At 65.8% G+C, this 24,118-nt stretch carries 21 protein-coding genes; 9 read left to right on the top strand and 12 right to left on the bottom strand.

All coding sequences use genetic code 11. The annotated features are described in order from the left end of the window. Positions 1–150 precede the first annotated feature (150 nt). The 3 genes from AU175_RS13040 (at position 151) to AU175_RS13030 (ending at position 1,960) form a co-directional block, all read left to right on the top strand. Complete coding sequence (locus AU175_RS13040) at positions 151–828, top strand: FMN-dependent NADH-azoreductase (protein ID WP_066289522.1); 678 nt, start codon at positions 151–153, stop codon at positions 826–828. A 158-nt stretch (positions 829–986) separates the two neighbouring features. Continuing rightward, a complete protein-coding gene (locus tag AU175_RS13035) occupies positions 987–1,244 on the top strand; it encodes a hypothetical protein (RefSeq protein WP_066289520.1) in 258 nt (85 codons plus the stop codon). 74 nt (positions 1,245–1,318) lie between these two features. Beyond that, complete coding sequence (locus tag AU175_RS13030) at positions 1,319–1,960, top strand: NADPH-dependent F420 reductase (RefSeq protein ID WP_066289513.1); 642 nt, start codon at positions 1,319–1,321, stop codon at positions 1,958–1,960. An 83-nt stretch (positions 1,961–2,043) separates the two neighbouring features. Here AU175_RS13030 and AU175_RS13025 read toward each other — a convergent pair whose 3' ends face one another. From AU175_RS13025 to AU175_RS13015, 3 genes are all read right to left on the bottom strand, one after another. Then, the gene (locus AU175_RS13025; protein WP_066289511.1) at positions 2,044–3,006 is read right to left on the bottom strand and encodes a hypothetical protein; all 963 of its coding nucleotides are present in this window, start codon (positions 3,004–3,006) and stop codon (positions 2,044–2,046) included. A 175-nt stretch (positions 3,007–3,181) separates the two neighbouring features. Beyond that, on the bottom strand, positions 3,182–5,359 hold the full coding sequence (yicI, locus tag AU175_RS13020) for an alpha-xylosidase (RefSeq protein WP_082979140.1): 2,178 nt from the start codon (positions 5,357–5,359) through the stop codon (positions 3,182–3,184). Then, positions 5,356–7,461, bottom strand: coding sequence for a beta-galactosidase (locus tag AU175_RS13015; protein ID WP_066289509.1), 2,106 nt, complete (start codon positions 7,459–7,461; stop codon positions 5,356–5,358). Before AU175_RS13015 ends, yicI begins: the two co-directional genes overlap by 4 nt. 25 nt (positions 7,462–7,486) lie before the next feature. Between AU175_RS13015 and AU175_RS13010 the strand changes: the two genes are divergently transcribed. Further along, a complete protein-coding gene (locus AU175_RS13010; RefSeq protein ID WP_066291074.1) occupies positions 7,487–8,554 on the top strand; it encodes a LacI family DNA-binding transcriptional regulator in 1,068 nt (355 codons plus the stop codon). Positions 8,555–8,565: 11 nt separating this feature from the next. Here AU175_RS13010 and AU175_RS13005 read toward each other — a convergent pair whose 3' ends face one another. Genes AU175_RS13005 through AU175_RS12995 form a run of 3 tightly spaced genes read right to left on the bottom strand, consistent with a single transcriptional unit; the run spans position 8,566 to position 12,277 of the window. Continuing rightward, positions 8,566–9,501, bottom strand: coding sequence for a carbohydrate ABC transporter permease (locus tag AU175_RS13005; protein WP_066289506.1), 936 nt, complete (start codon positions 9,499–9,501; stop codon positions 8,566–8,568). Next, positions 9,498–10,559 carry an ABC transporter permease gene (locus tag AU175_RS13000; protein WP_082979233.1) on the bottom strand — a complete coding sequence of 354 codons (1,062 nt, stop codon included), beginning with the start codon at positions 10,557–10,559 and terminating at the stop codon, positions 9,498–9,500. Before AU175_RS13000 ends, AU175_RS13005 begins: the two co-directional genes overlap by 4 nt. Before the next feature lie 14 nt (positions 10,560–10,573). Then, positions 10,574–12,277 carry an extracellular solute-binding protein gene (locus tag AU175_RS12995; RefSeq protein WP_082979139.1) on the bottom strand — a complete coding sequence of 568 codons (1,704 nt, stop codon included), beginning with the start codon at positions 12,275–12,277 and terminating at the stop codon, positions 10,574–10,576. Between the two features lie 197 nt (positions 12,278–12,474). Here AU175_RS12995 and AU175_RS12990 point away from each other — a divergent pair, with 197 nt between their 5' ends. After that, on the top strand, positions 12,475–15,294 hold the full coding sequence (locus AU175_RS12990) for a glycoside hydrolase family 3 protein (protein ID WP_066289504.1): 2,820 nt from the start codon (positions 12,475–12,477) through the stop codon (positions 15,292–15,294). A gap of 85 nt (positions 15,295–15,379) precedes the next feature. Here the strand turns inward: AU175_RS12990 and AU175_RS12985 are convergent, their stop codons facing one another. From AU175_RS12985 to AU175_RS12975, 3 genes are all read right to left on the bottom strand, one after another. Beyond that, positions 15,380–16,312, bottom strand: a complete 933-nt coding sequence (locus tag AU175_RS12985) for a threonine/serine dehydratase (RefSeq protein WP_066289502.1) — start codon at positions 16,310–16,312, stop codon at positions 15,380–15,382. Between the two features lie 114 nt (positions 16,313–16,426). Beyond that, positions 16,427–16,684: a hypothetical protein gene (locus AU175_RS12980; RefSeq protein ID WP_066289499.1), complete on the bottom strand. Its 258-nt coding sequence runs from the start codon at positions 16,682–16,684 to the stop codon at positions 16,427–16,429. Positions 16,685–16,772: 88 nt separating this feature from the next. Then, positions 16,773–17,159, bottom strand: a complete 387-nt coding sequence (locus tag AU175_RS12975) for a hypothetical protein (RefSeq protein ID WP_066289497.1) — start codon at positions 17,157–17,159, stop codon at positions 16,773–16,775. 132 nt (positions 17,160–17,291) lie between these two features. On the opposite strand from AU175_RS12975, the gene AU175_RS12970 reads away from it, so the two are divergent. Then, positions 17,292–17,891 carry an AAA family ATPase gene (locus AU175_RS12970; RefSeq protein WP_066289495.1) on the top strand — a complete coding sequence of 200 codons (600 nt, stop codon included), beginning with the start codon at positions 17,292–17,294 and terminating at the stop codon, positions 17,889–17,891. Positions 17,892–17,899: 8 nt separating this feature from the next. Here the strand turns inward: AU175_RS12970 and AU175_RS12965 are convergent, their stop codons facing one another. From AU175_RS12965 to AU175_RS12955, 3 genes are all read right to left on the bottom strand, one after another. Next, positions 17,900–18,298 (bottom strand): cupin domain-containing protein, encoded by a 399-nt coding sequence (locus AU175_RS12965; RefSeq protein WP_066289493.1) that lies wholly within the window; start codon positions 18,296–18,298, stop codon positions 17,900–17,902. Positions 18,299–18,554: 256 nt separating this feature from the next. Beyond that, positions 18,555–18,932 carry an ArsR/SmtB family transcription factor gene (locus AU175_RS12960; protein ID WP_066289491.1) on the bottom strand — a complete coding sequence of 126 codons (378 nt, stop codon included), beginning with the start codon at positions 18,930–18,932 and terminating at the stop codon, positions 18,555–18,557. After that, positions 18,889–20,175, bottom strand: coding sequence for an MFS transporter (locus AU175_RS12955; RefSeq protein ID WP_066289489.1), 1,287 nt, complete (start codon positions 20,173–20,175; stop codon positions 18,889–18,891). Before AU175_RS12955 ends, AU175_RS12960 begins: the two co-directional genes overlap by 44 nt. A 214-nt stretch (positions 20,176–20,389) precedes the next feature. Between AU175_RS12955 and AU175_RS12950 the strand changes: the two genes are divergently transcribed. From AU175_RS12950 to gcl, 3 genes are all read left to right on the top strand, one after another. Continuing rightward, the gene (locus AU175_RS12950) at positions 20,390–21,190 is read left to right on the top strand and encodes a hydroxypyruvate isomerase family protein (protein WP_066289488.1); all 801 of its coding nucleotides are present in this window, start codon (positions 20,390–20,392) and stop codon (positions 21,188–21,190) included. Positions 21,191–21,302: 112 nt separating this feature from the next. After that, positions 21,303–22,187 (top strand): 2-hydroxy-3-oxopropionate reductase, encoded by an 885-nt coding sequence (locus tag AU175_RS12945; RefSeq protein ID WP_442855316.1) that lies wholly within the window; start codon positions 21,303–21,305, stop codon positions 22,185–22,187. A 151-nt stretch (positions 22,188–22,338) separates the two neighbouring features. Next, positions 22,339–24,117, top strand: coding sequence for a glyoxylate carboligase (gene gcl / locus AU175_RS12940; RefSeq protein WP_066289480.1), 1,779 nt, complete (start codon positions 22,339–22,341; stop codon positions 24,115–24,117). Position 24,118 lies beyond the last annotated feature (1 nt).

Below are 24,118 nucleotides of genomic sequence, written 5' to 3'. Positions count from 1 at the left end.
TCGGCATGCAGCACCAGATTAGCCGCGCACGTCCCGACGGGGCGCATCCGGGTGCCGTAGGCACCTCAAAGTGCCTTCTTCCGCCAAGTCCCGTCCCCCGGGGAGGATCGATTCAGCACGCGCCATTGCAAAATTTTCGAAAGGACTCCCATGCCCTCCATCCTCCATGTCAACGCTTCCCCCCGCGGCTCCCACAGCAGTTCCCTGGAGCTTGCCCGCACCTTCCTCGACTCGATCCGGGACTCCTCCGGCGGCGACGTTGGGGTGGAGACCCTCAACCTGTTCGATTCCGGCGCCCTCCCTGAGTTCGGCAGCACGGCCGCCGCCGCCAAGATGGCCATTTTCACCGGGCAGGCGCAGACCATCGAGCAGACCCGCGCCTGGGATGCTGCCCGCGCGGTCTTTGACCAGTTCGCCGCAGCGGACGCGTACGTCTTCAACATCCCCATGTGGAACTCAGGCATCCCCTACGTGCTCAAGCAGTGGATCGACATCGTCACCCAGCCAGGCTGGAGCTTCGGCTTCGATCCGGAGAACGGCTACAGCGGGCTCCTGACAGGAAAGCAGGCCGTGGCCATCCACACCAGCGGCGTGTACGCCCCCGGAGTGGCAGCGTCCTTCGGCCGGGACTTCAGCACCACCTTCTTCGCCGACTGGCTGGGGTTTGTGGGCATTGCCGATGCCACCCACATCCGCTTTGCGCCCACCGTGCTGAGCACCAACCCGGAGCAGGCGCGCGTGCTCGCCCTGGCAGAGCTCGACGCCGCCGCGCCGGCATTCGCGGCCAGGCTGGCGGGCGCCGGGCTGCTTCAGCCCTCGGCCGGCTGACTGGGGGCCACATTCCTCCACAGTCCTGCCACAGTCCTGGCCGCCAAGACTGGACACGGCGGCTCGGACTGCCCTAGCGTCGGAGTATGGCCCGCTGCCCGGCGGGTCCCCGCGCTGAAGCAGCCGGGCGCCCGCGCGAACGCCGAAAGTGAGCAACAGTGTCTGCCACCCATTTTGACCGTTTCCTGGCGGAATCCGTGACGCCCAGGAGGGACTCGGAAACGGGACTGGGACGGGACGAGCTCTACGGCCTCTACACCAGCTGGTGCCTCATGAACCATATTGAGCCGGAGGAGCCGGCCTCCCTGTGGAAGGCGATGAAAGGGCACGGCATCGCTGTCGAGCACAACCACCTGAACATGACCGGACCCGCTGCTGCGGACTACATCGTCTCCAGCGCCCCGGACCTCGTCTGAGTTTTCAGCACAGGGCCGGATTATTCCCGCCCGCGCCCTGAAATATCTTCCGATGCACTGCTGTTGGCCCGGGCATGACAACAATCGGAATCATCGGTGCAGGACACATTGGAAGCCAGGTTGCGCGGAAGGCGGTGGAGTTGGGCTATGACGTGGTCATCAGCAACTCGCGCGGACCGGAAACCCTCACGGAGCTGGTAAAGGAACTGGGCCCGAAGGCCCGGGCAGCCTCCCCCGCCGAGGCAGCGGCGGCAGGCGATTTCGCCGTCGTCACCGTGCCTTTGAAGAACTATCGGGATATTCCCGTGGAGCCCCTGGCCGGCAAGATCGTCATCGACACAAACAACTACTACTGGGAGCGGGACGGGCGCATCCCTGCCCTGGACAACGGCGAGGCCACTACCTCCGGGCTTCTGCAGGAGCACCTGCCGGAGTCCAAGGTTGCCAAGGGGTTCAACCACATCATGGCCAAGGAGATCACCGCCGACGGCACGCCTGCCGGCACCCCCAACCGCCGCGCCCTCGCTACGGCCAGTGACTATCCCGAAGCCGCCGAACTGGTGACGCGGCTGTACGACGAGTTCGGCTTCGACTCCGTCAACATTGGCCTGCTGTCCGAGAGCTGGCGCGTGGAACGGGACCGGCCGGCCTACGTGATCCGGCAGACCGAGGCCGAGCTGAAGGAAAACCTGTCCGTGGCGCCGCGCACCATTTAGGCCGCACCCAAAATTTGACCGGCAGCAGACATCGCGAAAAGCCCTTTTGACGACGTCTGCTGCCAGTCAGTTGGGCTGGAGCACTAGTGGTGCCGGGCCGGGACCAGGACCACCTCAAACTCTGTAGCCGTCGGTTCGTCGAACTTGGCGTTCACCACTGCCAAGGTGTTGCCGAACAGGGCGGCAGTGGCCGGAACCTGGAAGTGGTCGCTGGTGATGACATCCTCTATGACACCTGACGAGAAATTGTTGGAGAGGTCAATGCGGCTGATCTTGTTCGAGAAGTTCTGCACAGCCCACAGCTGCTGCCCCTGGACCAGGATGCCGTCAACGTTTGGCACCCTCATGCCCCTGATCCGCGCACTTTCCCCGGATTCAGGATCGGCGTTGACTGTATAGATGGCTTTGTTCTGTGAATGGGCCACGAACAGCACCCTGCCGCCCTTGGCCGAAGCGATCCCATTGAGGCCGAACTGCGTCGCCGGGTCGTCCAGGACAAGGCGGGGGTCAGTCAGCCTCTTCGTCAGAACCGCCTCCGGGTCACCTAAACGGCCAAATGGTACGAAGTAGAGTTCCGGATGCTTGGAGTTCGTGAACCATGCTCCATGCGGCGTGAGTGTGACGTCATTGATGAATGAGCCGGGCAGCGCGGTGAGCGGGATTGGATCCCCGACGGGCTGTCGGGTAGCGGTGTTGTAGATATAGGCGTTGCCGGCAGCCCCGCCCGCAACGAACAGCAGGTTGTGGCGGACATCAAACTTCATGCCCACGGCCATCCGCGGATTCGGGTCAAAGTCAGAAACGTCAATAATTCGTTTAGCGGTTCCCCGCCGGATATCCCCCTGGTAGATGTCGCCCGCCATCAGGTCCCCCGCGTAGAAAGTGGTTCCCCTGCCGGCGGCTATTCCCTCGGCGGAGGTGGCGCCATCGAGGACGATGACTTTGTCGGCGAACTGCGATGTCGCGGTGGCCGGCAAGGAGGGGACCAACAGTGCCATGAGAGCGATGAACGCAATCGCGGCACGGCGTTGCAGTGTTCGGCGCATGATGCTTCCTCGGTTGGACTGGTCCGCGCGGGGCAACAGACGGCAGCAACAGGCGGGAGGCTCCGCACGATTGTCCTGCCAGTTTAAGCACCGCCGCGGACCCTGACCAGAGGCCGCGGATTAAGAGGGCGAAGTGCCCGGACCGCGCCGCAAAGGCAGCCCGGGCACGCCGCTGTCAGAGCGCGACGGCGACCGGCCGCCCGCCTTCCACCGTCACCTCAAACCGGGCAAAACCGCCGTCGGCCAAGGGAACCGCCACCGTCCGCTGGTGCCCCTCCTCAACGCCAAAGGCGTGGAAATCCATGTCCGTGGCCCAGTCGTACTCCGGCCTGTCCGTCACGGTTCCCAACGGCAGGACCGCTCCCTGCCGGACGTAAACCGCGGCCTCCACCACCGAGAACTCCTTGCGGTGCCACTGCGGACCGGCCAGCTGTTCGCCGCTTTCAAGGTGGGTCCAGGTTCCTGCGGGCAGGTAGAAATCCACCGAGCCGCCAGCGCCCATCACCGGGGCCACAAGCAGCTCCGATCCGAGCATGTACTGCCGGTCAAGGTAGGCGCACGCGGGGTCCTCCGGAAATTCCAGGAACATGGGCCGCATCAGGGGTGAACCGGTCTGGTGCGCGTCCTCGGCCGATGCCAGCAGATACGGCATAAGCCGCATTTTCAGCTCCGTGAAATGGCGGAGCACTTCGCTGGATTCGTCATCCACCAGCCACGGCACACGGTAGGAGTTGGAGCCGTGCAGCCGGGAATGGGAGGACAGCAGCCCAAAAGCGATCCAGCGCTTGAACAGCTCCGGATCCGGAGTCCCCTCGAACCCGCCGATGTCGTGGCTCCAGAACGCGAAGCCGGACGATGCCAGGGACAGGCCGCCGCGAAGGGATTCGGACATCGCGGAGAACGTTGATTCGCAGTCCCCGCCCCAGTGCACCGGAAGCTGCTGCCCGCCGGCGGTGGCCGAGCGGGCAAACAGCACGGCCTGGCCTTCGCCGAGCTCCTTGGAGAGCAAGTCGAACACTGTCTTGTTGTAGAGCTGCGCGTAGTAGTTGTGCATCTTCTGCGGATCGGATCCGTCGTGCCATGCCACGTCCGTGGGGATCCGCTCGCCGAAGTCGGTCTTGAAGGAATCCACGCCCTGGTTCAGCAGCGTGCGCAGCTTGTCCTGGTACCAGGTCACGGCGTCCGGGTTGGTGAAGTCAACCAGGCCCATGCCCGCCTGCCACATGTCCCACTGCCACACCGAGCCGTCCGCGCGTTTGACCAGGTACCCCCGCTCCTCGCCTTCGCGGAACAAATGCGAGCGCTGCGCGATGTACGGGTTGATCCAGACGCACACTTTCAGGCCGCGTTCGTGCAGGCGCCGCAGCATGCCCTCGGGGTCCGGGAAGGTGGCAGGGTCCCAGACGAAGTCGCTCCAGTGGAAAGCCCTCATCCAGTGGCAGTCGAAATGGAACACCGAGAGCGGGAGCCTGCGTTCGGCCATGCCGTCAATGAAGGACATCACCGTCTTCTCGTCGTAGTCCGTGGTGAAGGACGTGGACAGCCACAGCCCGTAGGACCAGGCCGGCACCCGGGCCGGCCGTCCGGTCAGTTCGGTATAGCGGCGCAGGATGTCCTTGGGGGTTGGCCCGTGGATCACAAAGTACTGCAGCCGCTGGCCTTCCACGCTGAACTGCGTGCGGGACACCACCTCCGAGCCGATCTCGTAGGACACCCGCTCCGGATGGTTGACGAACACGCCGTAGCCCGCGTTGGTGATGAAGAACGGCACGTTCTTGTAGGCGAGGTCGCTGGAGGTCCCGCCGTCCTCGTTCCAGATGTCGATGGACTGCCCGTTCTTCACCAGGGGTCCGAACCGTTCCCCCAGCCCGTACACGTTGGTCCCGACGCCGAGGGTCAGCTGTTCGTGGACAAAATGCCTGCCGTCCTGGTCGGTGATGACGCCGATGCTGCGGGGCTCCGAGCTGGTCAGCAGGCGGCCGTCCCCCACGAAGTCCACGTTCCAGTCGCCCGTTGTGCTGATGCGTGCGGTAAGGCCGCCGGAGGTGAACGTGGCCGTGCCGCCGTCGTTCGTTATGCTGACGTCCGCGTTGCCATCCTTCAGCCCGAAGTGCGGGCCCTTCTGCACGCCGCCCTGAAAGTGTTCGATGGTCACCCCGATGACATCCGGCAGCGGCGACTCGAAGCTGATGGTCAGCTGCGGGCAGTTCAGCGCGTCGCCGCGGGACCGGATCTTCTGCGTGGGTGCGTAGACGGTGAGCCTGTCAGCCGTGGCGTCCACATCGGACACGTCCCGCGGGTGCAGTGCGGAGAGGCCCTTTTTGTGGAGCCAGTAGCCGTCCGTGAATTTCATGCTGTTCCTCTGTTTCGGTCGTTCTGCAAGTTGGAATGTTCTGTGGGCGGCAGTTCCTTGGGCACCGGTTCCTTGGGCACCGGTTCCTTGAGCCCCGGTTCCTTGAGCACAAGGGCCCCGAAAGGCGGCAGGGTCAGTTGCGCGCCGTGGGTTGCACCGGTGAGCAGGTCCACCGAGGCCCAGCCCAGCAGGACCTCCTGCGGTGCGCAGGAGTGGTTGAGCAGGAACAGGTGCCCGCCGCGGCTGGCCGCCTCCACTGCGTCCGGCAATGGCGCGGCGAGGGGATACGGGATTCCCGCCGACTCTAAGGCGTCCGCCAGGACCTGCTCCAGGGCTTCCGGGGCAAGGTCGGCACCCACGTACCATGAGTGACCGGCGCCGGTTTGGTTGCGTACGACGGCGGGACGGCCTTCCAGCCTGCCCTCGCCAAAGTGCGCCACTGCCTCTGCGGTGCCGGTGTTGAGTGCCAGATCCTCAGCCCAGATACGCGCGTGCCCGGCGGGTGCCTCCCCCATTCGGACTTCCACCGGTGATCCGAGCGGGACCCATTCCTCGCCGTCTACCCCCAGCAGGTCCGCGAGCACCCCCGGAAAGCGCCGGCAAGCGAGATGGCCGTTACTGTCCGCCACCGCGCTGAAGGGGCCCACCACCAGGTGTCCGCCGCCCCGTACGTACGCGTCCAGCGCATCCGCGTGTTCCTGGGCGAGGAGGAACAGGCTCGGAGCCAGGACCAGCTCAAACCTGCCCAGGTCCGCGGAGGGATGGACCACCTCCACGGCCAGGCCGCTTCTGTGCAGCGGCGCATAGTACGCCTGGAGCTGGTCCAGGACCTGCAGCCGGTTGGTGGGGGTGTCAGGTGATTCGGCGGCCCACCAGCTGTTCCAGTCGAAGAGGACTGCGATCTTGGCGGTGCATGGCGTGCCGGCCAGGTGCCGCAGCGCCTGGAGGTCCCTGCCCAGGTCCGCCACTTCGCGGAACACGCGGGTGTGTTCCCCTGCGAGCGGCACCACGGCGGAATGGAAGCGTTCGGCGCCGAAGCGTGACTGCCGGAACTGGAAGAAGCAGACGCCATCGGCGCCCCGGGCAACGGCCGAGAGGGCATCAACCCGGAGTTCGCCGGGCTGCTTGGGCACGTTGTGTTCCCGCCAGTTCACCCCGGAGGTGGCGGATTCGATGAGGAGCCACGGCGAGCCGCCGGAGAGACCGCGGCACAGGTCGTGGGTCAGGGAGCCGGACCGGTGCGAGTCCGGGTCCGCAGGGTCGGTGTACCAGTCGTTAGCCACCACGTCCATCTCCCGGGCGAAGGCGAAGTAGTCTGCCCCGCGGAAGAAGCCCATCAGGTTGGTGGTGACCGGGGTGGCGGTGTCGTACCGGCGGATGATGTCCCGTTCGGCGCAGTAGAGGGAGAGCAGTTGGTCCGAGGTGAACCTCTGGAAGTCCAGGGTCTGGCTCGGGTTGATGAGATACGGTGCTTTCCGCGGCGGCAGCACTTCGTCCCAGCTGCCGTAGTTCTGGCTCCAGAAGGACGTGCCCCAGGCACTGTTGAGTCCTTCCAGCGTGGCGTAGCGCCGGGTGAGCCAAGCTCGGAAGGCGAGCGCGGTTTCGTCGTCGTAGCTGACCTGGCCCAGCTCGTTGCCCACATGCCACATGGCCACGGCGGGATGGCCCGCATAGCGCCTGGCCAGGGACTCGGTAATGGCGCCGGCGGCATTCCGGTATTTGGCGGACGACGGGTTGAACTGGTTGCGGGCCCCGTACCAGAGCGTGCGGCCCTCCGTATCAACCGGCAGGGTTTCGGGGTATTCGTGCCCCAGCCAGGCCGGCGGCGAAGCGGTGGGCGTGGCCAGGCAGACCCGGATTCCGCCCTGGTGCAGGAGATCCAGGATCCGGTCCAGCCAGTCAAAGTTCCTGGCACCTTCCCGCGGCTCCAGCAGGGCCCAGCTGAACACGCCCACGGTCACCAGGTTGATGCCGGCCTCCTGCATCAGCCGGATGTCCTCGGGCCAGGTGTCGGCCGGCCACTGCTCCGGGTTGTAGTCGGCGCCCAAGAGCAGGCCGGAACGATCCGTCAGGCTGGTCAGGCTGTGGCTGCTGGGATACATGGAAATCCTTGGTTAAATGGGAGGCATGGACAATCGAAGGCCTTCAACAGCGGCGACGATCAATGATGTGGCCCGCGAGGCCGGTGTCTCCACCAGCACCGTGTCCTACGTGATGAGCGGGAAACGGACCATATCGAAAGACACCCGGGAAGTTGTCGAAGCTGCCATGCGGAGGCTGAACTACAGCCCCCGCTCCAGCGCCCGGGCGCTGGCCTCGAGCCGGTCCAACGTGCTGGGGCTGGTGGTGCCCCTGCGCGCGGACGTGAATGTCGGCGTCGTGATGCAGTTTGTGACCGCCGTGGTCACCACCGCCCGGACGTTCAACCAGGATGTACTGCTGCTGACGCAGGACGACGCCGGAAGCATCGAACGGGTGACGTCCCAGTCCATGGTGGACGGGCTGCTCATGATGGACATCGAAGCCCGGGATCCCCGCATTCCGGTGCTGGCCAAGCTGCAGAAACCGGCGGTCCTGATCGGGATGCCGGATGATCCGCGCGGCCTGAGCTGCGTGGACTTCGACTTCGCCGCCGCGTCCCGCACGGCCGTCCGGCACCTCGCTGGACTGGGCCATCGCGGCATAGCGTTCATCGGTTCCCCGCCGGCGTCGCTGCGCCGGCACGCCACCTACGCTGACCGGGCCCTGCAGGGATTCCGGGATGCGTGCAACTCCCTGGACGTCGCCAACGTTTCCGTTGCCTGCGAGGCGAACTCGCCTGATCTGGCGAATGCCTTGGACAAGGTGTTCAGCGGAGCGGACGACATCACGGCACTGCTGGTCCACAACGAAGGCCTGCTGCCGATGCTGCGCGAGAACCTGGCTGCCCGCGGCCTGGCCATCCCCGATGACGTTTCCGTCGCCGTGATTGCCCCGGCGGACGTGGCCATGGCCGCAACACACCCGTGGACGGCCGTTTCCATTCCCGCCATGGACATTGGCCGGGCAGCCGTGGAGATGGTCATGGACCGGCTCAGCCTCGACAAGCCTGCCGAACTGCGGCTCATCGCCCCCACCCTGACGGACGGCGAAACCACCGCTCCAGCCCCGGCGGGTTCTGACCAGGCCCCGGCCCGGTCCGCGCCTGCCCGGTAACAACACGGCGCTCATCCCTTCACCGCGCCGATCATCACGCCCTTGGTGAAGTGCTTCTGCACAAACGGGTACACCAGCAGGATGGGGACCATGGCCAGGACGATGACGGCCATCTGCAGCGCGGGCGAGGCCGCGGCGCCGTCGCCGACGTCGATCTGCCCGGGCACGGAGACCCCCTGCAGCACGTAGGACCGCAGCACCACTTGGAGCGGATTCATGGCGCTGTCGTTGATGTAGAGGACGGCGTTGAAGAACGCGTTCCAGTAGCCCACGCCGTAGAACAGTGCGATGACCGCGGTCACGGCCTTGGACATGGGCAGGACGATCTCGGTGAGCGTGCGCCACTCGCTGGCCCCGTCGATCCTTGCGCTGTCCAGGATGCCCCGGTCAATCCCCATAAAGAACCCGCGCAGGATGATGATGTTGAAAACCGAGATGCAGCTGGGCAGAATCAGCGCCCAGTAGGTGTTGATCAGGCCCAGGCTGGAGACCAGCAGGTAGGCCGGGATGATGCCGGCACTGAAGAACATGGTGATCAGCAGGGTGAAGAGGATGGGGGTGTGGGCGAACGAGCCCGGCCGCGACAGGCCGTAGGCGCACAGCACGGACACCACCATGCTCAGCAGGGTGCCGGTGGCGGTCACGCCCACGGAGACCAGCACGGCCCGGGTGACCACCCCGCCGCTGAGGATCTGCTCGTAGGCGGCCAGCGTGATTTCGCCGGGGATGAGCACCAGCCCGCCGGCGCGGGTGATGGTGGCCTGCGAGGAGATGCTGGTCAGCACGATCGTGTACAGCGGCCCCAGGACAGCAAGGACGACGGCGGCGAGCACCACGACTTTGACCGTCTTCGCCATCCGCCCGGGTTCTTCGTCCCAGGCCGGCCGTTCGGGCCGGAGCCGCGATGATGCGAAGGCGGCCGGAGCCTTTGTTGTTGTTGTGCTCATTTGGAATACACACCGCTCTCGCCAAATATGTGGGCTACCTTGTTCGCGGCCAGGATCAACGCGAGGCTGACCAGGCCCTTGATGAGTCCGGCGGCCGCTCCGTAGCTCCAGTCGCCGTTCTGCACGCCCGTGTAGTAGACGAACGTGTCCAGGACTTCAGAGGCGTCCGCCCCTACGGCGTCGCGCTGCAGGATCAGCTGCTCGAAGCCGACTGTCAGCGAGTCGCCCAGCCGCAGGATCAGCAGCAGGACAATGACGCTGCGCAGCCCGGGGAGGGTGACGTGCCACATGCGCTTCCAGCGGCCGGCGCCGTCCACCGCCGCCGCTTCGTACTGGGCGGGGTCGATTGCGCTGAGCGCGGCGAGGAAAACGATGATGCCCCAGCCGGCGTCCTTCCAAATTGCCTGGGACGTGATGAGGAACAGGAACGTGTCCGGGTTGGTCATCACGTCCACGGCCTGCCAGCCGTTGGCGCGCAGCGACTGGTTCAGCAGCCCGGCGCCGCCGAAGATCTGCTGGAAGACCGAGACCACCAGGACCCACGAAAAGAAGTGCGGCAGGTAGACGATGGCCTGGATGGCTGATCGCAGCCGGGGGTTGACGAGGGAGTTCAGCAGCATGGCCAGGGCGATGGGTATGGGAAAGAAGAACACCAGCTGGAATGCGGTAATCACCAGCGTGTTCTTGACGGCGAGCCAGAACGCGGGATCGGCGATCACCCTGCTGAAGTTCTCCATGCCCACCCATGGGCTGTCCGGGATGCCGACGAACGGCGAGTAGTCCTGGAACGCCACCACGTTGCCGAGCATGGGCAGGTAGGCGAAGACACCCAGCAGGATCACGGCGGGCAGGGCCATGAACACCAGCGAACGGTCGCGGTTGAAGCGGACCCGCAGGTTGGCGCGGGGGCGGAGGTTGCTGCCTCCCGGCCCTCCGGCCGGCACCTGCGGGCGTTTCGACGTCGGACGTGTTGCCGGCGCGGCGCGCAGGGAGGATGTCCCGGCGCCGGGTTCTGTCGGAGCCGGGGCGGCGGCCCGGCTCTCTGTACCGGTGGTCATGTTCCCGGCCACCCCTACGCCAGGAATCCGGCGTAGAACTCGCGGAGTTCGTCGCCGCCCTTGCTCTTCCAGGTGGCGATGGCGCTGTCCAGGTCGGCGAGGCCTTTGCGGCCGCGGATGATGTCCTTGGCCAGGTCTTCGAAAGGCTTGCCGAGCGAACCGAACTTGGCCGGCTCCTGGATCTGCATGCCAAAAAAGACGTCTTCCTGGACATTCGGGGCCTGGCGGGCTTCCCATTCGGACTGGGATTGGACCAGGCCGGGGTACTGCACCATGGAGTTCACGATGGGGGCGCTGACCAGGAATGCATAGGTGCTGGTGACTTCCTGGCTTCCCTTGGCGGTGGCCTGCGGAATGCGCTGCGAGTCGCGGGTGAAGTGCACGCCTTCGACGCCGCTGGCGACCAGGACATTCTCCTCGGTGCCAAACGGCGCGGCGATGAAGTTGGCCAGCGCCAGCATTTCCTCAACTTTGGCGGGATCTGTCTTTTTGATGAAGCTGAAGATCGCCGCGGGTGAGGCACGGTAAAGGGTGGGCTTGCCGCCGTCGGGGGCGAAGTAGTCCATGGGCTGCATATTGAAGGCGGGGTTGGACGGCAGGACGCGCGCCAGAGCCTCATGCCAGCCTCCCATGCCGTCCGAGGACATCAGGGTGGCGCCGGATTCGAAACGCTGTTTGGCCTGCTGCGAGTTGCCTGCCACGGCGTCCGGGTGGACCGAGCCGTCCGCGAACAGTTTGGCGGTCCATTCCAGGGCGGCGCGGTATTCGTCGGTCTCGAACTTGTTCTGGAGCTTGCCGTCCACCTTCTTCCACTTGGGGACCACGCCGTGCATGATCTGGGCACCGTTCCAGACGTCCTCCGAACCCCAGCGGTTCTTGGACTCGTCCGTCAGTTCTTTCGCCAGGCTGCGGTATTCGTCGGCGGAGGTAGGCGGTTCGACGCCGAGTTCCTTAAAGAGATCCGCGCGGTAGAAGATGGCGTCGGAAATCAGGGCGCCGGGGTACGGCAGGCCGTAGAGGCCGCCTTCGAAGCAGGCCAGCTTCCACGCGGCAGTGGGGATGTTCGCCAGGTTGGGGTACTTCTTGATCTTGTCACCGGCCAGGTACTCCGAAAGGTCGGTGAAGATGCTGGTGGCCGCCTGTCCGAAGCGCGGAGGCATGTTCCAGGAGGGAATGACCATCCAGTCCGGGACGTCCTTGGGCGAAGCCAGGACGGTCTGGATCTTGTCCGCGTAGGTGTTGCCGTCGTTGACCTGGAAATTCAGGGTCGCGCCGAGCTTTTCGTTGACGGCCTTGTAGTAGCTGTTATCCGGCAAAGCTGGCGGGACCGCCCACCACGCCGGCGTCATGACGGTGTACGCTCCGCCGGCACCCGGGGCGGTGGGCACCGATTTCACGAGCGACTTCGGAATGGACGTGAAGCCGGGCGTGGAACCCTTGACGGACGGGATGTCCGGTTGGACCAGGTCCAGCGGAATGTAGGACGGCACCAGTTTGGCCACGGTTTCGGCGAGGCCCCCGGACGTCGTTGCCTGAGGAGCGGCAGCGCCCGTGCCGCAGGCCGTCAGGGCGGCTGGTGCAGCAGCCAGGAATACGGCGCCGCTGAGGACGCCGAGGAAGGAACGCCGGTTAACCGCCGTCGATCCGGCCTCGGTGAGCAATGTGGAACCGGATTTCCCGGGACGGCCGCGTGACGGGTCCGCATGGTGACCAAGCATAATCAGCACTCCTTTGTGGTGGATTTGGCATCAGCTAATTCGAAGAAATGTCGAAACGCTTCGATTAGGATCAGAGTAGAGCATCTCCATTTGAGCCGCAAGGCACAAACGTGTTGCGTGTCACAGGGCGCGATGCAACACTGAATGTCGACATATTTTGTAGAAGCGTTTCAACAATCACAGCCGATCGGACTCCCGTGCCCCCTCCCTCCGCAGCCCCCGTCACCTCAAAGGCGCAGCACCTCCTGGACTCCCTTTCCCGGGACCAGAAGGTGGCCATGCTTCACCAGCACGCGCCCGCCGTCGAATCCCTGGGCCTGGCCCGCTTCCACACCGGAGCTGAAGCCGCCCACGGTGTGGCGTGGCTGGGCCCGGCCACCGTATTTCCGCAGCCGGTGGGCATGGCCGCCAGCTGGGACGAGGACCTGATCCGCCGGGTGGGCACCGCCGTCGGCCGTGAAGTCCGCGGCAAGAAGGCCACAGACGCCAGCGTGGGCACCAACGTCTGGGCGCCGGTGGTGAACCCGCTGCGCCACCCCCTGTGGGGGCGGAACGAGGAGGGCTTTTCGGAAGATCCGCACCTTACCGCGGCTTTGGCCGGTGCGTACTGTGCGGGCCTGAAAGGCGACCATGACCGGTTCTGGTTAACGGTGCCCACGCTGAAGCACTTCCTGGCCTACAACAACGAGGCGGACCGGAACGTTTCCAGCAGCCAGCTGCGGGCACGGGTGCTGCACGAGTACGAACTTCCGGCCTACCGCGGCCCCATCGAGGACGGCGTGGCTGGCGCTGTGATGCTGTCCTACAACCTGGTGAACGGCCGCCCCGCCCACGTCTCGGACCTCGTGGCCGGCGAGCTGCGGCAGTGGCGGAACGGGGACGGCATCACGATCGTTACCGACGCCGGGGCACCGTCATCGCTGTACACCGCGGAGAAGTATTTCGACGACGGCCCGTCTGCCTACGCTGCCGCCCTCCGTGCCGGGGTGGACAGTTTCACCGAGGACAGCGATAACCCGGAGCCGTCCCTCAGGCATCTCCACGAAGCCCTGGACCGCGGGCTGATCACCGACTCCGACGTCGACCGTGCGGTCCTGCGGCTGCTTACCCTGCGGGAGAGGACGGGGGAATTCGAGCCCGGCGGCGGGCCCTACGGCTCCATCGGCCCTGAACTCGTGGGCGACCCGACCCATGTGGCACTGGCCCGGGAAGCTGCCCGGAAATCGGTGGTGCTGCTCCGCAACGGACCGGCGGCCGGCACACACGGCCCCCTCCTTCCGCTGGGTTCAGCGCCCGGGAAGGTGGCGGTGATCGGCGCCCTGGGCTCCACGGTCCTGAGCGACTGGTACAGCGGCACCCTGCAGGACGAGGTCAGCATTTTCGACGGCCTCACCGCACGGTACGGCAATGTGGAGGCGGAATCGGGATCGGACCTGGTGTCGCTCCGGTGCATTCGTACCGGCACCTACCTCAGCGCCGGGGAGGCCACAACCACGCTCACTGCCGGTGCCGCCATCCCCGGACCAGCGGAAACCTTCATCCTGAAGGACTGGGGCGGCGGCGAATGCACCCTCCAGTCTCCCGTCACCAACAAGTTCGTTACGGCCGACGGCTACTACCTGACGGCATCCGCTGACAGGGTGGGCGGCTGGGTGGTGCAGGAGACCTTCCGGCTGTACACCGGGGTGGACGGGACAGTGTCCATCCAGCACATCGGCACCGGGAAGTGGGTTCGGATCGAAGCGCACACCGGAACGGCAGCGTTGTCCAGCGGGACGGAGGAATCGGCGGACCGCTTTACCCTGCGGACCGTCCGCTCCGGCCAGCAGGCCGCCCGGGACACAGCCGCCGCGGCCGATGTCGCCGTCGTCGTAGTAGGGAATGATCCGCACGTGGGCGGCCGGGAAACCATCGACCGGTCCACCCTGGAGCTCCCCGAGCACGAGCAGGAGCTCATCCGCGTGGTCCGGGAAGCGAATCCTCGCACCGTCCTGGTCATCGTGTCCTCCTACCCGTATGCCTTGGGTCCGCTCGCGGACACTCCCGCGGTGGTGTGGACCTCTCACGCCGGCCAGGAGCTGGGTACTGCCCTGGCCGACGTCCTCAGCGGCGACTTTGAACCGACCGGGCGTCTGGCCCAGACCTGGTGGCAGCGCGAGGCAGACCTGCCGGACATCCTGGACTACGACCTCATCTCCTCGCAGGGCACGTATCTGTACAGCAAGGCCGAGCCACTGTACGCGCTGGGGCATGGACTCGGCTACAGCACCGTCAGCTACGAAGCCGCAGCGCTGGCTGATGGCGGACTTTCGGCTGGCGGGATCGAGGTAGTGGTACGCAACACCGGCACCCGGACCGCGCACGAACTGGTCCAGGTTTACGCCGCCTCCCCCGGACACCGGTTCGATTTCCCACGGCGGCTCCTGGTGGCCCACCGGCGGGGGGGACTGGCGCCCGGCGAGCGCAGGACCGTACGGATTCCGGTGCCTCTGGACCGGCTGGCCACGTTCAGCGTCACAGAAGGCCGCCTGCTGGTGGAGCCGGGAACCTACGAGCTGATGGTGGGGCCGTCGGCCAACAACCTGCCATTGGGCGTCGAGCTGGCGGTGAGCGGCGAAGGAAGCGGTGCGCGCCGACGCAGTGCCTGGCTCCGCGCCGAGCTGTTTGATGAATGCTCCAACCTGGCACTGGTGCCGGAGACGCCACTGGCGGGCACTGCCGTCGCACCCGCTTCACCGCAGGAAAGGGCGACGGCGACCTACCGAGGCTGGGAGGGCGGCCGGCCGGGGCGCGTGGCGCTCCGGCTCACGGCACGCGGCGCAGGCAGGGTTGCGGTGCAGTTGCCGGGGCGCGGCGGCACCTGGACAGAGACCACCGAAGCCACCGTCGATGCCGGCTTCGGCGGCGAGCTGCTGCTGGAGTTGGATGATTCCGGGTTGGACGCCGGCAGCGACTTTAAGTCTGTGCGGATCGTCCTGGCCGGTCCGGTGTCCGTGAGCGAACTGCAGGTGGACTAGCGCCCCGTCAGCGGTTGTCCGCCTTCAGCGTGGGCGTCTACACGGCGGCACGTCTACAGTGTGGCGGGTCTACAGGGTGGCGGTTCTACAGCGTGCCCGGATCGGTGTTGGCTCCGCAGAGGATCACCGCGACGCGCTCCCCTGCCGCCGGCACATAGGCACCGGCGTGCAGCGCAGCGAATGCTGCCGCGGCACCGTGTTCCACCACCAGGCGGTACTCGTCCCAGAGCCGTCCGCGCGCGGCGACGATGTCGGCGTCGGACACCAGCACGCTTTCGACGCCGGTCCTGGCCGACACGGCGAAGCCGATGTCCCCGATCCGGCGGGCTCCCAGCGAGTCGGCCGCGATTCCGGATACAGCCACGTCCACGGGCTGTCCGGCGGCGAGCGCGGCGTGAAGCGTGGGCGCGGTTTCGGGCTCTACGGCCACCACCTTGGCGTGGCCTTCGACGGCTGCGGCTATTCCGGCCATCAGCCCGCCGCCGCCAACCGCCACCAGCACGGTGTCCACGACGTCCAGCTGGTCCAGGAGTTCCGAACCCACCGTGCCTGCGCCGGCCGCGATCTCCGGCTGGTCGTAGGCGTGGCAATACACGGCGCCCGTTTGCGCGGCATGGGCAATGGCGGCCTCGTAGGCCACAGCATATTCGGCACCGCCCTGGACCACTGTGGCGCCGCTGGCTTGGAGCTTCCGGACCTTGACGGCTGGGGCGGAGTCGGGCACAAAGACGGTTGCCGGAACACCAAGCCGGGCGGCTGCATAGGCGTTGGCGAGCCCTGCGTTCCCACCCGACGCCACCACTACCCCGACCTCGGCGTGCAGCTCGCCGCGCTCCTTGCTGGCGAGGATCCGGTTCAGAGCACCCCGCGCCTTGAACGTTCCGGTGTGCTGCATAAACTCGCACTTGAACCAGACCGGCCCGGCGAAGGTGCCCCGGTCCGCTTCAAGGACGGGGGTCAGCCGGGTGAGGCCTTTGATGCGGGCAGCAGCCTGGTCCACGTCGGCACGGGTAATCATGAAGGACTCCTGGTGTGGCTGGTTTGGCACTCCAGCCTAGCGATGTTCCCCGCCTCATCGGTTGCTCCAATAGCGCCGTTTTGGGCTCCCAAAAGGGCGCTATTGGAGCAGTCGCTAGACTTCGTCGTCCCAGGTTCCCGGCTCGCGCACCGCATCTTCCGGTTTGTGTTCGGCGCCGGGGTCACCGCTGCCAACGTACGACGCCGGCACGGTCCCGGCTGCCTGCGTCTGCTGTTCTTCCCGGATGTTGCCGGCTTCCTGCCAATCGTCGGCCTGCTGTCCATCTCCAGCCTGCTGCCCAGCCGCTTCGTCCGGGTCGCCCGGGCCGCGGAGGTCAGCGGCGTTCAATGGTTCTTCCTTGGGAGAGGTCATGTGCCTGCCTTTCGTCTGACTGAACTGAGCTGGTCTGGTCCAGGCGCCAGGGGGGCGCTCTGGGCCAGACTCCAGCCTACGGTCATGCTCAGTGCAGGGACAGGACCAAATAGAGTGCCGTGAGGACGAGGACAGTGGGTGTCATGACCTTGCGCTCGGGTTTACTGCGGGATATCCCGTTGAGAACGATGCCGAGTGAAAAGTAGCCGGTCAGGACCCAGCAGGCGACAGCCGTGAAGCCTTCGCTGACCAGCGGCGCGGCCAGTTCAGCCTTGGCCAGCGCCACGTAGGCAATCAGGGCGTAAAGCGCAATGGATGTGCCGCTGCCGATCCGCAGCTTCGCGGGCAACACCTCGTGCTGGCCGCCCCAGGCAAACCTCCCGAGCGGCGCCCCGGCGATGAGGGCGGCCTGGAAGACGACCAGCGCGGCCAGAAGTGCGCACGCAGCTATGGCGGCAAGCTGAACAATGGGCATCGGGACGCACGCTCCTTTGTCACTGGCCTGCCGCTGCAGGCAACTCTCGGGCTTCAGCTTATTGTGAGATCGGCCGCATGGCGGGACGATCACGCTGTCCCTACCGTTAAACCATGGGCGAAAGGAGGCCACGTGCTCATTGTCTTAACCGGAATCGACGGCTCGGGAAAATCCACGGCCGCCAGGGCCCTGGTATCGGCAGCCCAGGCCGATGGCAGGAACACCCTGCTGCTCAACAACCACGCCGGGCGGCGGAGCATGTCCGTGTTGGCTCAGCAGCTGGGCATCCAGTGGCCGCGCCGCCTTGCCGACACCGTGGAAACCACCCTTCGCGTGCTCAACGTTCTCACATCCCATGTCAGGGCCGCCCGCTTTGATGGCCTGGTGGTTATGGACCGCCACCTTCACTGCCAACTGGCCCTGCGCGCCGCCCGGGGGCTGCCGCGCGGCCGGCTGCTCCCGTGGCTCCTGTCCGCCCTGCCCACACCCGACGCGGTGGTGCACCTGGACGTGGAGCCGGCGCTGGCGCACCAGCGCATCGTGGCACGCGGCACGGACGCCGAGACGCTGGCGGACCTGGTGGCCCTGCGCGACGCCTACCGCGCCTTGCCGGAATATCCGGGCTTCATAGAGCTCGACGCCGGCTGCCCGTCGGTTGACGTGGTGGCCGGACTTGCCCGGATCATTGACGCGGAAGCGGCCCTCAGCCGCAGCCGGAGTGCCCTACATTAGGCGCAGCCTCACATCAGCGCGTGCATCCCATGGCTCCGGGGCCGGCCAAACGAAGCGGCGCCCAGGAACTCGATGGCGACGAAAGGCTCATCCCCCACCACCCACTCGTCATGCCCGGGAGGGAGCGCATAGGTATCGTGCGCACGGATGGTGGAGTGCACGCCGTCGGCCGTTTCAATCTCCAGCACCCCGGAGATGCAGTAGCCAAGGTGGTTGTGCTCGCAGAACGCGGTTAATTCGGTGGGCTTGGCGGACTCGGACCAGCGCCAGCCTGGTGCGAGGATCAGCCGGGCCACGGAGTAATCGTCAACGGTGACAAGGTCGAACTCCGCCTTGTCCGGGCACCGCTTCCTGTCTGGAATATCGAAGGACTTAACTGCCAAAGCTCTGATGAAATGTGCGGTCATTTAGGACTCCGCCTGGAGATCAGTAGGGGGGGACGCCTGGCGGTGAACCAGACGATGGGTTCGGATACCGGTGAGGGTGAAGTTAAATCGAGACCAAGTAGTCGCATGCGCTCTTTTCGCCCCGGCGCACACTCGTCCAGCAGACGCCTGCTGGTGTATCTACAACCGTATCCCTACGGCCCCTGAAGTCAATGGGCTGAACGAGGACGGGGCCTGGGCGGGCCTGCACTTGACGCCGGAAAGACGGCGGCAGGGATCAGTCGTGGGTTGGTTCGCCGGTGATCCGGTGGTCGGCGTGGTTGATGGTTTCGCGGATAAGCCTGACAAGGTGGCCGTCGTGGAGGGAATAGATGACGTGGCGGCCATCTTTCCGGGTGTCCACCAGCCCGCTGAGGCGGAGCTTGGCGAGGTGCTGGCTGACCACGGTGCGGGGCACCCCTGCTGCCGAAGTGAGCTCGGTGACCGTTTTGGGTCCTTCGGCAAGCTGCCAGAGCAGGTTCAGCCGGGTCGGCTCGGCAAGCATCCGCAGCGTAGCCGCCGCCGTCTCCAACAGTTGCGGTCCAGGGGTGACTGGGTGGACCAGCGAAGGCTCATCGGGGGCGGGGGTGGCTGCGCTGTCCGGTTGGCTGCTCAACGCTCTGCTCCTTCTCCGCCGGTTCCCGGGCCGGTCCGCCGTTGTGGCGGGGCCATGACAGGAATGCACCCGCACTGCCTATCATCGCAATAATTGTCAGTGCAAGCGCAGCCCAGCCCAAACCGGCAACGGCACCCAGCACTCCGGCTAGTGGATAAGTGAGGATGTAGCAGGCATGGGAGAGGGAGAACTGTGCCGTGAACACATATGGCCTGGTCTCCTCTGTGGACGCATCCCGCAACAGCCGCGAGGACGGGGTGAGGATGGTGGAGTTCGCGGCGCCGAGCAGCAACCACAGGCCGAGCAGCAACCACCACCCTGCGCCCGGGAACCCCAGCGTCAGTGCGGCCGCCCCTGCGAGGACCAAGGGGATGACGGCGGCGCCGGTAAGCATCACCGCCCGGTCCCCGAAGCGGTCCAGGATCCGCGGCGCAGTCAGGGCCACGATCATGGAGCCGACACCGAAACTGGCCAGCGCCAGGGCCAGGTCAGTGTCTGGCCGGCGCAGGGCATCTCGGACATAGACCACCGTGTTGACCAGTACCAATGCAGTCGGTGCCGCGACCACCAGGTTCAACGACAGCAGGGACCGCAACCGGGGGTTTTGCCAGAAGGTCCGGGCCCCCAGCGTGGTGCGGCACCATAGTGATGCCTGCGGACCCGCCGGCGCCTGGCTCCGGGGCAAAACCGTAATCGCGACCATAAGGGCGGAGAACACGAACCCGGCAACGGTGCCGAGGAAGAGGTTGTTGTAACTGAGGACCGTCAGCAGCAGGGCTGCAACGGCCGGGCTGACCAGCGCCTCCATGTCGTAGGCCAGCCGTGAGAGTGACAGTGCCCGGGTGTAGTCCTTCTCCTTGGTAATGACGGCGGGGATCAACGACTGAAACGCCGGGGTAAACGTAGCGGACGCAGCCTGAAGCAGGAAGATCACCACGTAGATCTGCCAGACATCGGAGATGAACGGCAGGCACAGGGCCATCGCGGCACGGACCAGGTCTGCGCCGATCAGCACCCGCTTCTTAGGCCATCTCGCGACCAGCGCATTCATCACGGGGGCGAGCCCCACGTAGGCCAGCATCTTGATGGTCAGTGCGATGCCCAGAACGCCCCCGGCATAGGTGCCGGCCAGGTCATAGGCCAGGAGTCCGAGCGCCACCGTCAGCAGGCCCGTCCCGATGAGCGCCACGACCTGCGCTGCGAACAGCCGGCGGTACGTGGAGTCCAACAGAACTGACAGCATTACCCACCCCTTCCGTGCATAGGTGCATGTATATGCACCCATAGTATGGCACGCTCCCCCAGCGGAGCGCCCTCTCCAAACTCCCCTTGACTCACGCACCCCTTCTTCCCTACACTTTTCATAAAGCAGAATCTAAATTCCACAAAGCGGAAACTCGAATGAGTCGACGCAAAACAGGAAGATGGATCAAAGCCCCTCCTCGGAAGGACCTACGATGACGTACACAGTGAACTGCTCCATCCTCCTGACGGAGCTGCCTTTGCTCGAGCGCCCCGCGGCCGCGAAGGCAGCAGGTTTTGACGCCGTCGAGTTCTGGTGGCCTTTCGACACCTCCGTCCCCACCGACGCGCAGGTCACCGCGTTTGAGAACGCCATCACGGACGCCGGCGTCCAGCTCACGGGCCTGAACTTCAACGCCGGCAATATGCCCGGCGGCGACCGCGGCTTGGTCTCCTGGCCCGCCCGCTCCACCGAGTTCCGGGACAACATCGACGTTGTCGCCGGCATCGGCGGGCGCCTCGGCTGCAAGGCCTTCAACGCCCTCTATGGCAACCGGATCGACGGCGAATCAGCCGAGAAGCAGGACGCTGTCGGTGCCGAAAACCTCGCGACGGCGGCAGCCGGCGTCGCGCGCATCGGCGGCACTGTGCTCCTCGAACCCGTCAGCGGCGCACCCCGGTATCCGCTCCTCACCGCTGCAGACGCACTCAAGGTGATCGCCCGCGTCAAGGCGGAGTCCGGCGTCGCCAACGTCAAGCTCCTCGCGGACTTCTACCACCTGGCAGTCAACGGGGACGACGTCGAATCCGTCATCGAGAACCATGCCATGGACTTCGGCCACATCCAGATCGCCGACAACCCCGGCCGCGGGGCTCCCGGAACCGGTGAGCTTCCCCTCGGCGAGTGGATCGCCCGCAGCCGCGAACTCGGCTACACCGGCTACATCGGCCTCGAGTACAAGGAACCGCAGGAAACGGCCTTCAGCTGGGCCATCCGCCAGCGGGCGACCCAGTAGCCCCTTTCCCAACTAGGTAGCAGCAGATGTCGTTTACAGCCCTCAAAACGACATCTACTGCGACCTAGTTGGGTCCGGCGGACTCACTCACCACAAAGACTTCAGAAAGAGAATCATCATGAGCAACGTTGCAGTTATCGGACTCGGAATTATGGGCCTGCCCATGGCGATCAACCTGGTCAAGGCCGGCCATACCGTCACCGGCTTCAACCGCAGCCAGGACAAGATCGACAAGCTCGTCACCGAAGGCGGCAAGGGTGCCTCCAGCATCGCGGACGCCGTGAAGGATGCCGACGTCGTCATCACCATGGTGCCGGACTCCCCCGACGTCGAGGGTGTCGTCAGCGGCACCGACGGTGTCTTCGCGAACGCAAAGCAGGGCACGCTCTGGATTGACGCGTCCAGCATCCGCCCCGATGTCGCCAAGCGCCTCGCCGAGGAAGCCCGCGAAGCCGGCATCCGCCCGCTCGACGCACCGGTAAGCGGCGGTGAACAGGGAGCCATCGACGCCGCCCTGTCCATCATGGTCGGCGGCGACAAGGAAGACTTCGACGCAGCCGCGGACGTCCTGAACGCCGTCGGCAAAACCATCGTCCACGTCGGACCGTCCGGCTCCGGCCAGACCGTCAAGGCAGCCAATCAGCTCATCGTCGCCGTCAACATCGAGGTCCTGGGCGAGGCCATCGCCTTCCTCGAGGCCTACGGCGTGGACACCGACGCCGCCCTCAAGGTCCTCGGCGGCGGCCTGGCCGGCTCCAAGGTCCTGGACCAGAAGGGCCAGAAGATGCTGGACCGCAACTTCGAACCCGGCTTCCGCCTCGCCCTGCACCACAAGGACCTGGGCATCGTCACCTCCGCCGCCCGCGAAGCCAACGTCGCCGTCCCCCTCGGCGCCGTCGTCGCACAACTCGTCGCCGCCACCGTCAACCAGGGCGACGGCGCTCTGGACCACTCCGGACTCTTCAAACAGGTCCTGCAGCTCAGCGGCCGGAAGTAACCAACCCCTCCCCCAAGAGTTTTTGTCCAGATATGGCGCCCAAACAGCCCTTTATCTCTCCATATCTGGACAAAAACTCGCTTCAGTACACCCAAAATCAGCCCGGACAAGCTCAACCCCGGGTACACCACAGACTTCTTAGGAGCACACCATGAGCAAGATGCGTACCGTTGATGCAGCGGTTGCCATCCTGGAGAAGGAAGGCGCCATCGAGGCGTTCGGCCTGCCAGGCGCGGCAATCAACCCCTTTTATTCCGCCATGCGCGCCCACGGCGGCATCCGCCACACCCTGGCCCGCCACGTCGAAGGCGCCAGCCACATGGCCGACGGCTACTCCCGCGCCAAGGACGGCAACATCGGCATCTGCATCGGCACCTCCGGCCCCGCCGGCACCGACATGATCACCGGCCTCTACGCAGCCTGGGCAGACTCCATTCCCATGCTCTGCATCACCGGCCAGGCCCCCGTGGCCAAGCTGCACAAGGAAGACTTCCAGGCCGTGGACATCGAATCCATCGCCAAGCCCGTCACCAAGATGGCCATGACCGTCCTGGAGCCCGGCCAGGTTCCCGGCGCCTTCCAGAAGGCCTTCCAGCTGATGCGCTCCGGCCGCCCCGGCCCGGTCCTGCTGGACCTGCCCATCGATGTGCAGATGGCCGAGATCGAATTCGACATCGACACTTACGAGCCGCTGCCCATCGAGAAGCCCAAGGCCAGCCGCAGGCAGCTCGAAAAGGCCCTCAACATGCTGACCGCAGGCGAGCGCCCGCTGATCGTGGCCGGCGGCGGCATCATCAACGCCGGCGCCTCCGCCCAGCTGGTGGAACTCGCCGAGATACTCAATGTTCCGGTCATCCCCACGCTGATGGGCTGGGGCTCCATCGCCGACGACCACCCGCTGATGGCGGGCATGGTGGGCCTGCAGACTTCCCACCGCTACGGCAACGAGAACTACCTGCGCAGCGACTTCGTGATCGGCATCGGCAACCGCTGGGCCAACCGCCACACCGGCGGCCTGGACACCTACACAGCAGGCCGGAAGTTTGTGCACATCGACATCGAACCCACCCAGATCGGCCGGGTTTTCTCGCCGGACCTGGGCATCGCGTCCGACGCCGGTGCGGCGCTGGCCGGGCTGGTTGAACTGGCCCGCGAGCGCCAGGCGGCGAAGTCCCTGCCGGACTACAGCGCCTGGGTCGCCGAATGTGCCGAGCGCAAGGCTTCCCTGCACCGCAAGACCCACTTCGAGAACATCCCCATCAAGCCGCAGCGTGTGTACGAGGAGATGAACAAGTCCTTCGGCCGCGACACCATCTACGTGTCCACCATCGGCCTGTCCCAGATCGCCGGCGCCCAGATGCTGCACGTGTTCGGCCCGCGCAAGTGGATCAACGCCGGCCAGGCAGGACCCCTGGGATGGACCGCACCCGCGGCCCTCGGCGTCGTTCGCGGCAAGCCTGACGAGACCGTTGTTGCCCTCTCCGGTGACTACGACTTCCAGTTCATGATCGAGGAACTCGCCGTGGGCGCCCAGTTCAACCTGCCGTACATCCACGTGGTGGTGAACAACTCGTACCTGGGCCTGATCCGCCAGTCGCAGCGCGGCTTCAGCATGGAGCAGAACGTGTCCCTGGCGTTCGACAACATCAATAGCCCTGAAACCAACGGCTACGGCGTGGACCACCTCAAGGTTGCCGAAGGCCTGGGCTGCAAGGCCATCCGCGTGGAGGACCCAAGCGACCTCGCCGCGGCGTTCGACAAGGCCAAGGCCCTCATGGGCGAATTCCAGGTGCCCGTGGTGGTTGAAGTGATCCTCGAAAAGATCACCAACATCTCCATGGGTGTGGAAATCAACGCCATCAACGAGTTCGAGGAACTGGCCGAGACCGCCGCGGACGCCCCCACCGCCATCCTGGCCCTGCAGGCCTAAC

The organism is Arthrobacter sp. B6 (genome assembly GCF_001663775.1).
In the GTDB taxonomy this organism is placed as follows: Bacteria; Actinomycetota; Actinomycetes; order Actinomycetales; family Micrococcaceae; genus Arthrobacter.
The sequence above is the reverse complement of the archived record's forward strand: the minus strand, read 5'-3'. Positions and strand labels throughout refer to the sequence as shown.

What these genes read in the sequence shown, in the direction of transcription:
- gcl (WP_066289480.1), top strand. Translation starts at nt 22,339, where the DNA reads ATGAGCAAGATGCGTACCGTTGATGCAGCGGTTGCCATCCTGGAGAAG.
- AU175_RS12955 (WP_066289489.1), bottom strand. Translation starts at nt 20,175, where the DNA reads ATGCTGTCAGTTCTGTTGGACTCCACGTACCGCCGGCTGTTCGCAGCG.
- yicI (WP_082979140.1), bottom strand. Translation starts at nt 5,359, where the DNA reads ATGAAATTCACGGACGGCTACTGGCTCCACAAAAAGGGCCTCTCCGCA.
- AU175_RS12975 (WP_066289497.1), bottom strand. Translation starts at nt 17,159, where the DNA reads ATGCCCATTGTTCAGCTTGCCGCCATAGCTGCGTGCGCACTTCTGGCC.
- AU175_RS13010 (WP_066291074.1), top strand. Translation starts at nt 7,487, where the DNA reads ATGGACAATCGAAGGCCTTCAACAGCGGCGACGATCAATGATGTGGCC.
- AU175_RS12995 (WP_082979139.1), bottom strand. Translation starts at nt 12,277, where the DNA reads ATGCTTGGTCACCATGCGGACCCGTCACGCGGCCGTCCCGGGAAATCC.
- AU175_RS13005 (WP_066289506.1), bottom strand. Translation starts at nt 9,501, where the DNA reads ATGAGCACAACAACAACAAAGGCTCCGGCCGCCTTCGCATCATCGCGG.
- AU175_RS13015 (WP_066289509.1), bottom strand. Translation starts at nt 7,461, where the DNA reads ATGTATCCCAGCAGCCACAGCCTGACCAGCCTGACGGATCGTTCCGGC.
- AU175_RS12985 (WP_066289502.1), bottom strand. Translation starts at nt 16,312, where the DNA reads ATGATTACCCGTGCCGACGTGGACCAGGCTGCTGCCCGCATCAAAGGC.
- AU175_RS12950 (WP_066289488.1), top strand. Translation starts at nt 20,390, where the DNA reads ATGACGTACACAGTGAACTGCTCCATCCTCCTGACGGAGCTGCCTTTG.
- AU175_RS12980 (WP_066289499.1), bottom strand. Translation starts at nt 16,684, where the DNA reads ATGACCTCTCCCAAGGAAGAACCATTGAACGCCGCTGACCTCCGCGGC.
- AU175_RS13000 (WP_082979233.1), bottom strand. Translation starts at nt 10,559, where the DNA reads ATGACCACCGGTACAGAGAGCCGGGCCGCCGCCCCGGCTCCGACAGAA.
- AU175_RS13030 (WP_066289513.1), top strand. Translation starts at nt 1,319, where the DNA reads ATGACAACAATCGGAATCATCGGTGCAGGACACATTGGAAGCCAGGTT.
- AU175_RS13040 (WP_066289522.1), top strand. Translation starts at nt 151, where the DNA reads ATGCCCTCCATCCTCCATGTCAACGCTTCCCCCCGCGGCTCCCACAGC.
- AU175_RS13025 (WP_066289511.1), bottom strand. Translation starts at nt 3,006, where the DNA reads ATGCGCCGAACACTGCAACGCCGTGCCGCGATTGCGTTCATCGCTCTC.
- AU175_RS12965 (WP_066289493.1), bottom strand. Translation starts at nt 18,298, where the DNA reads ATGACCGCACATTTCATCAGAGCTTTGGCAGTTAAGTCCTTCGATATT.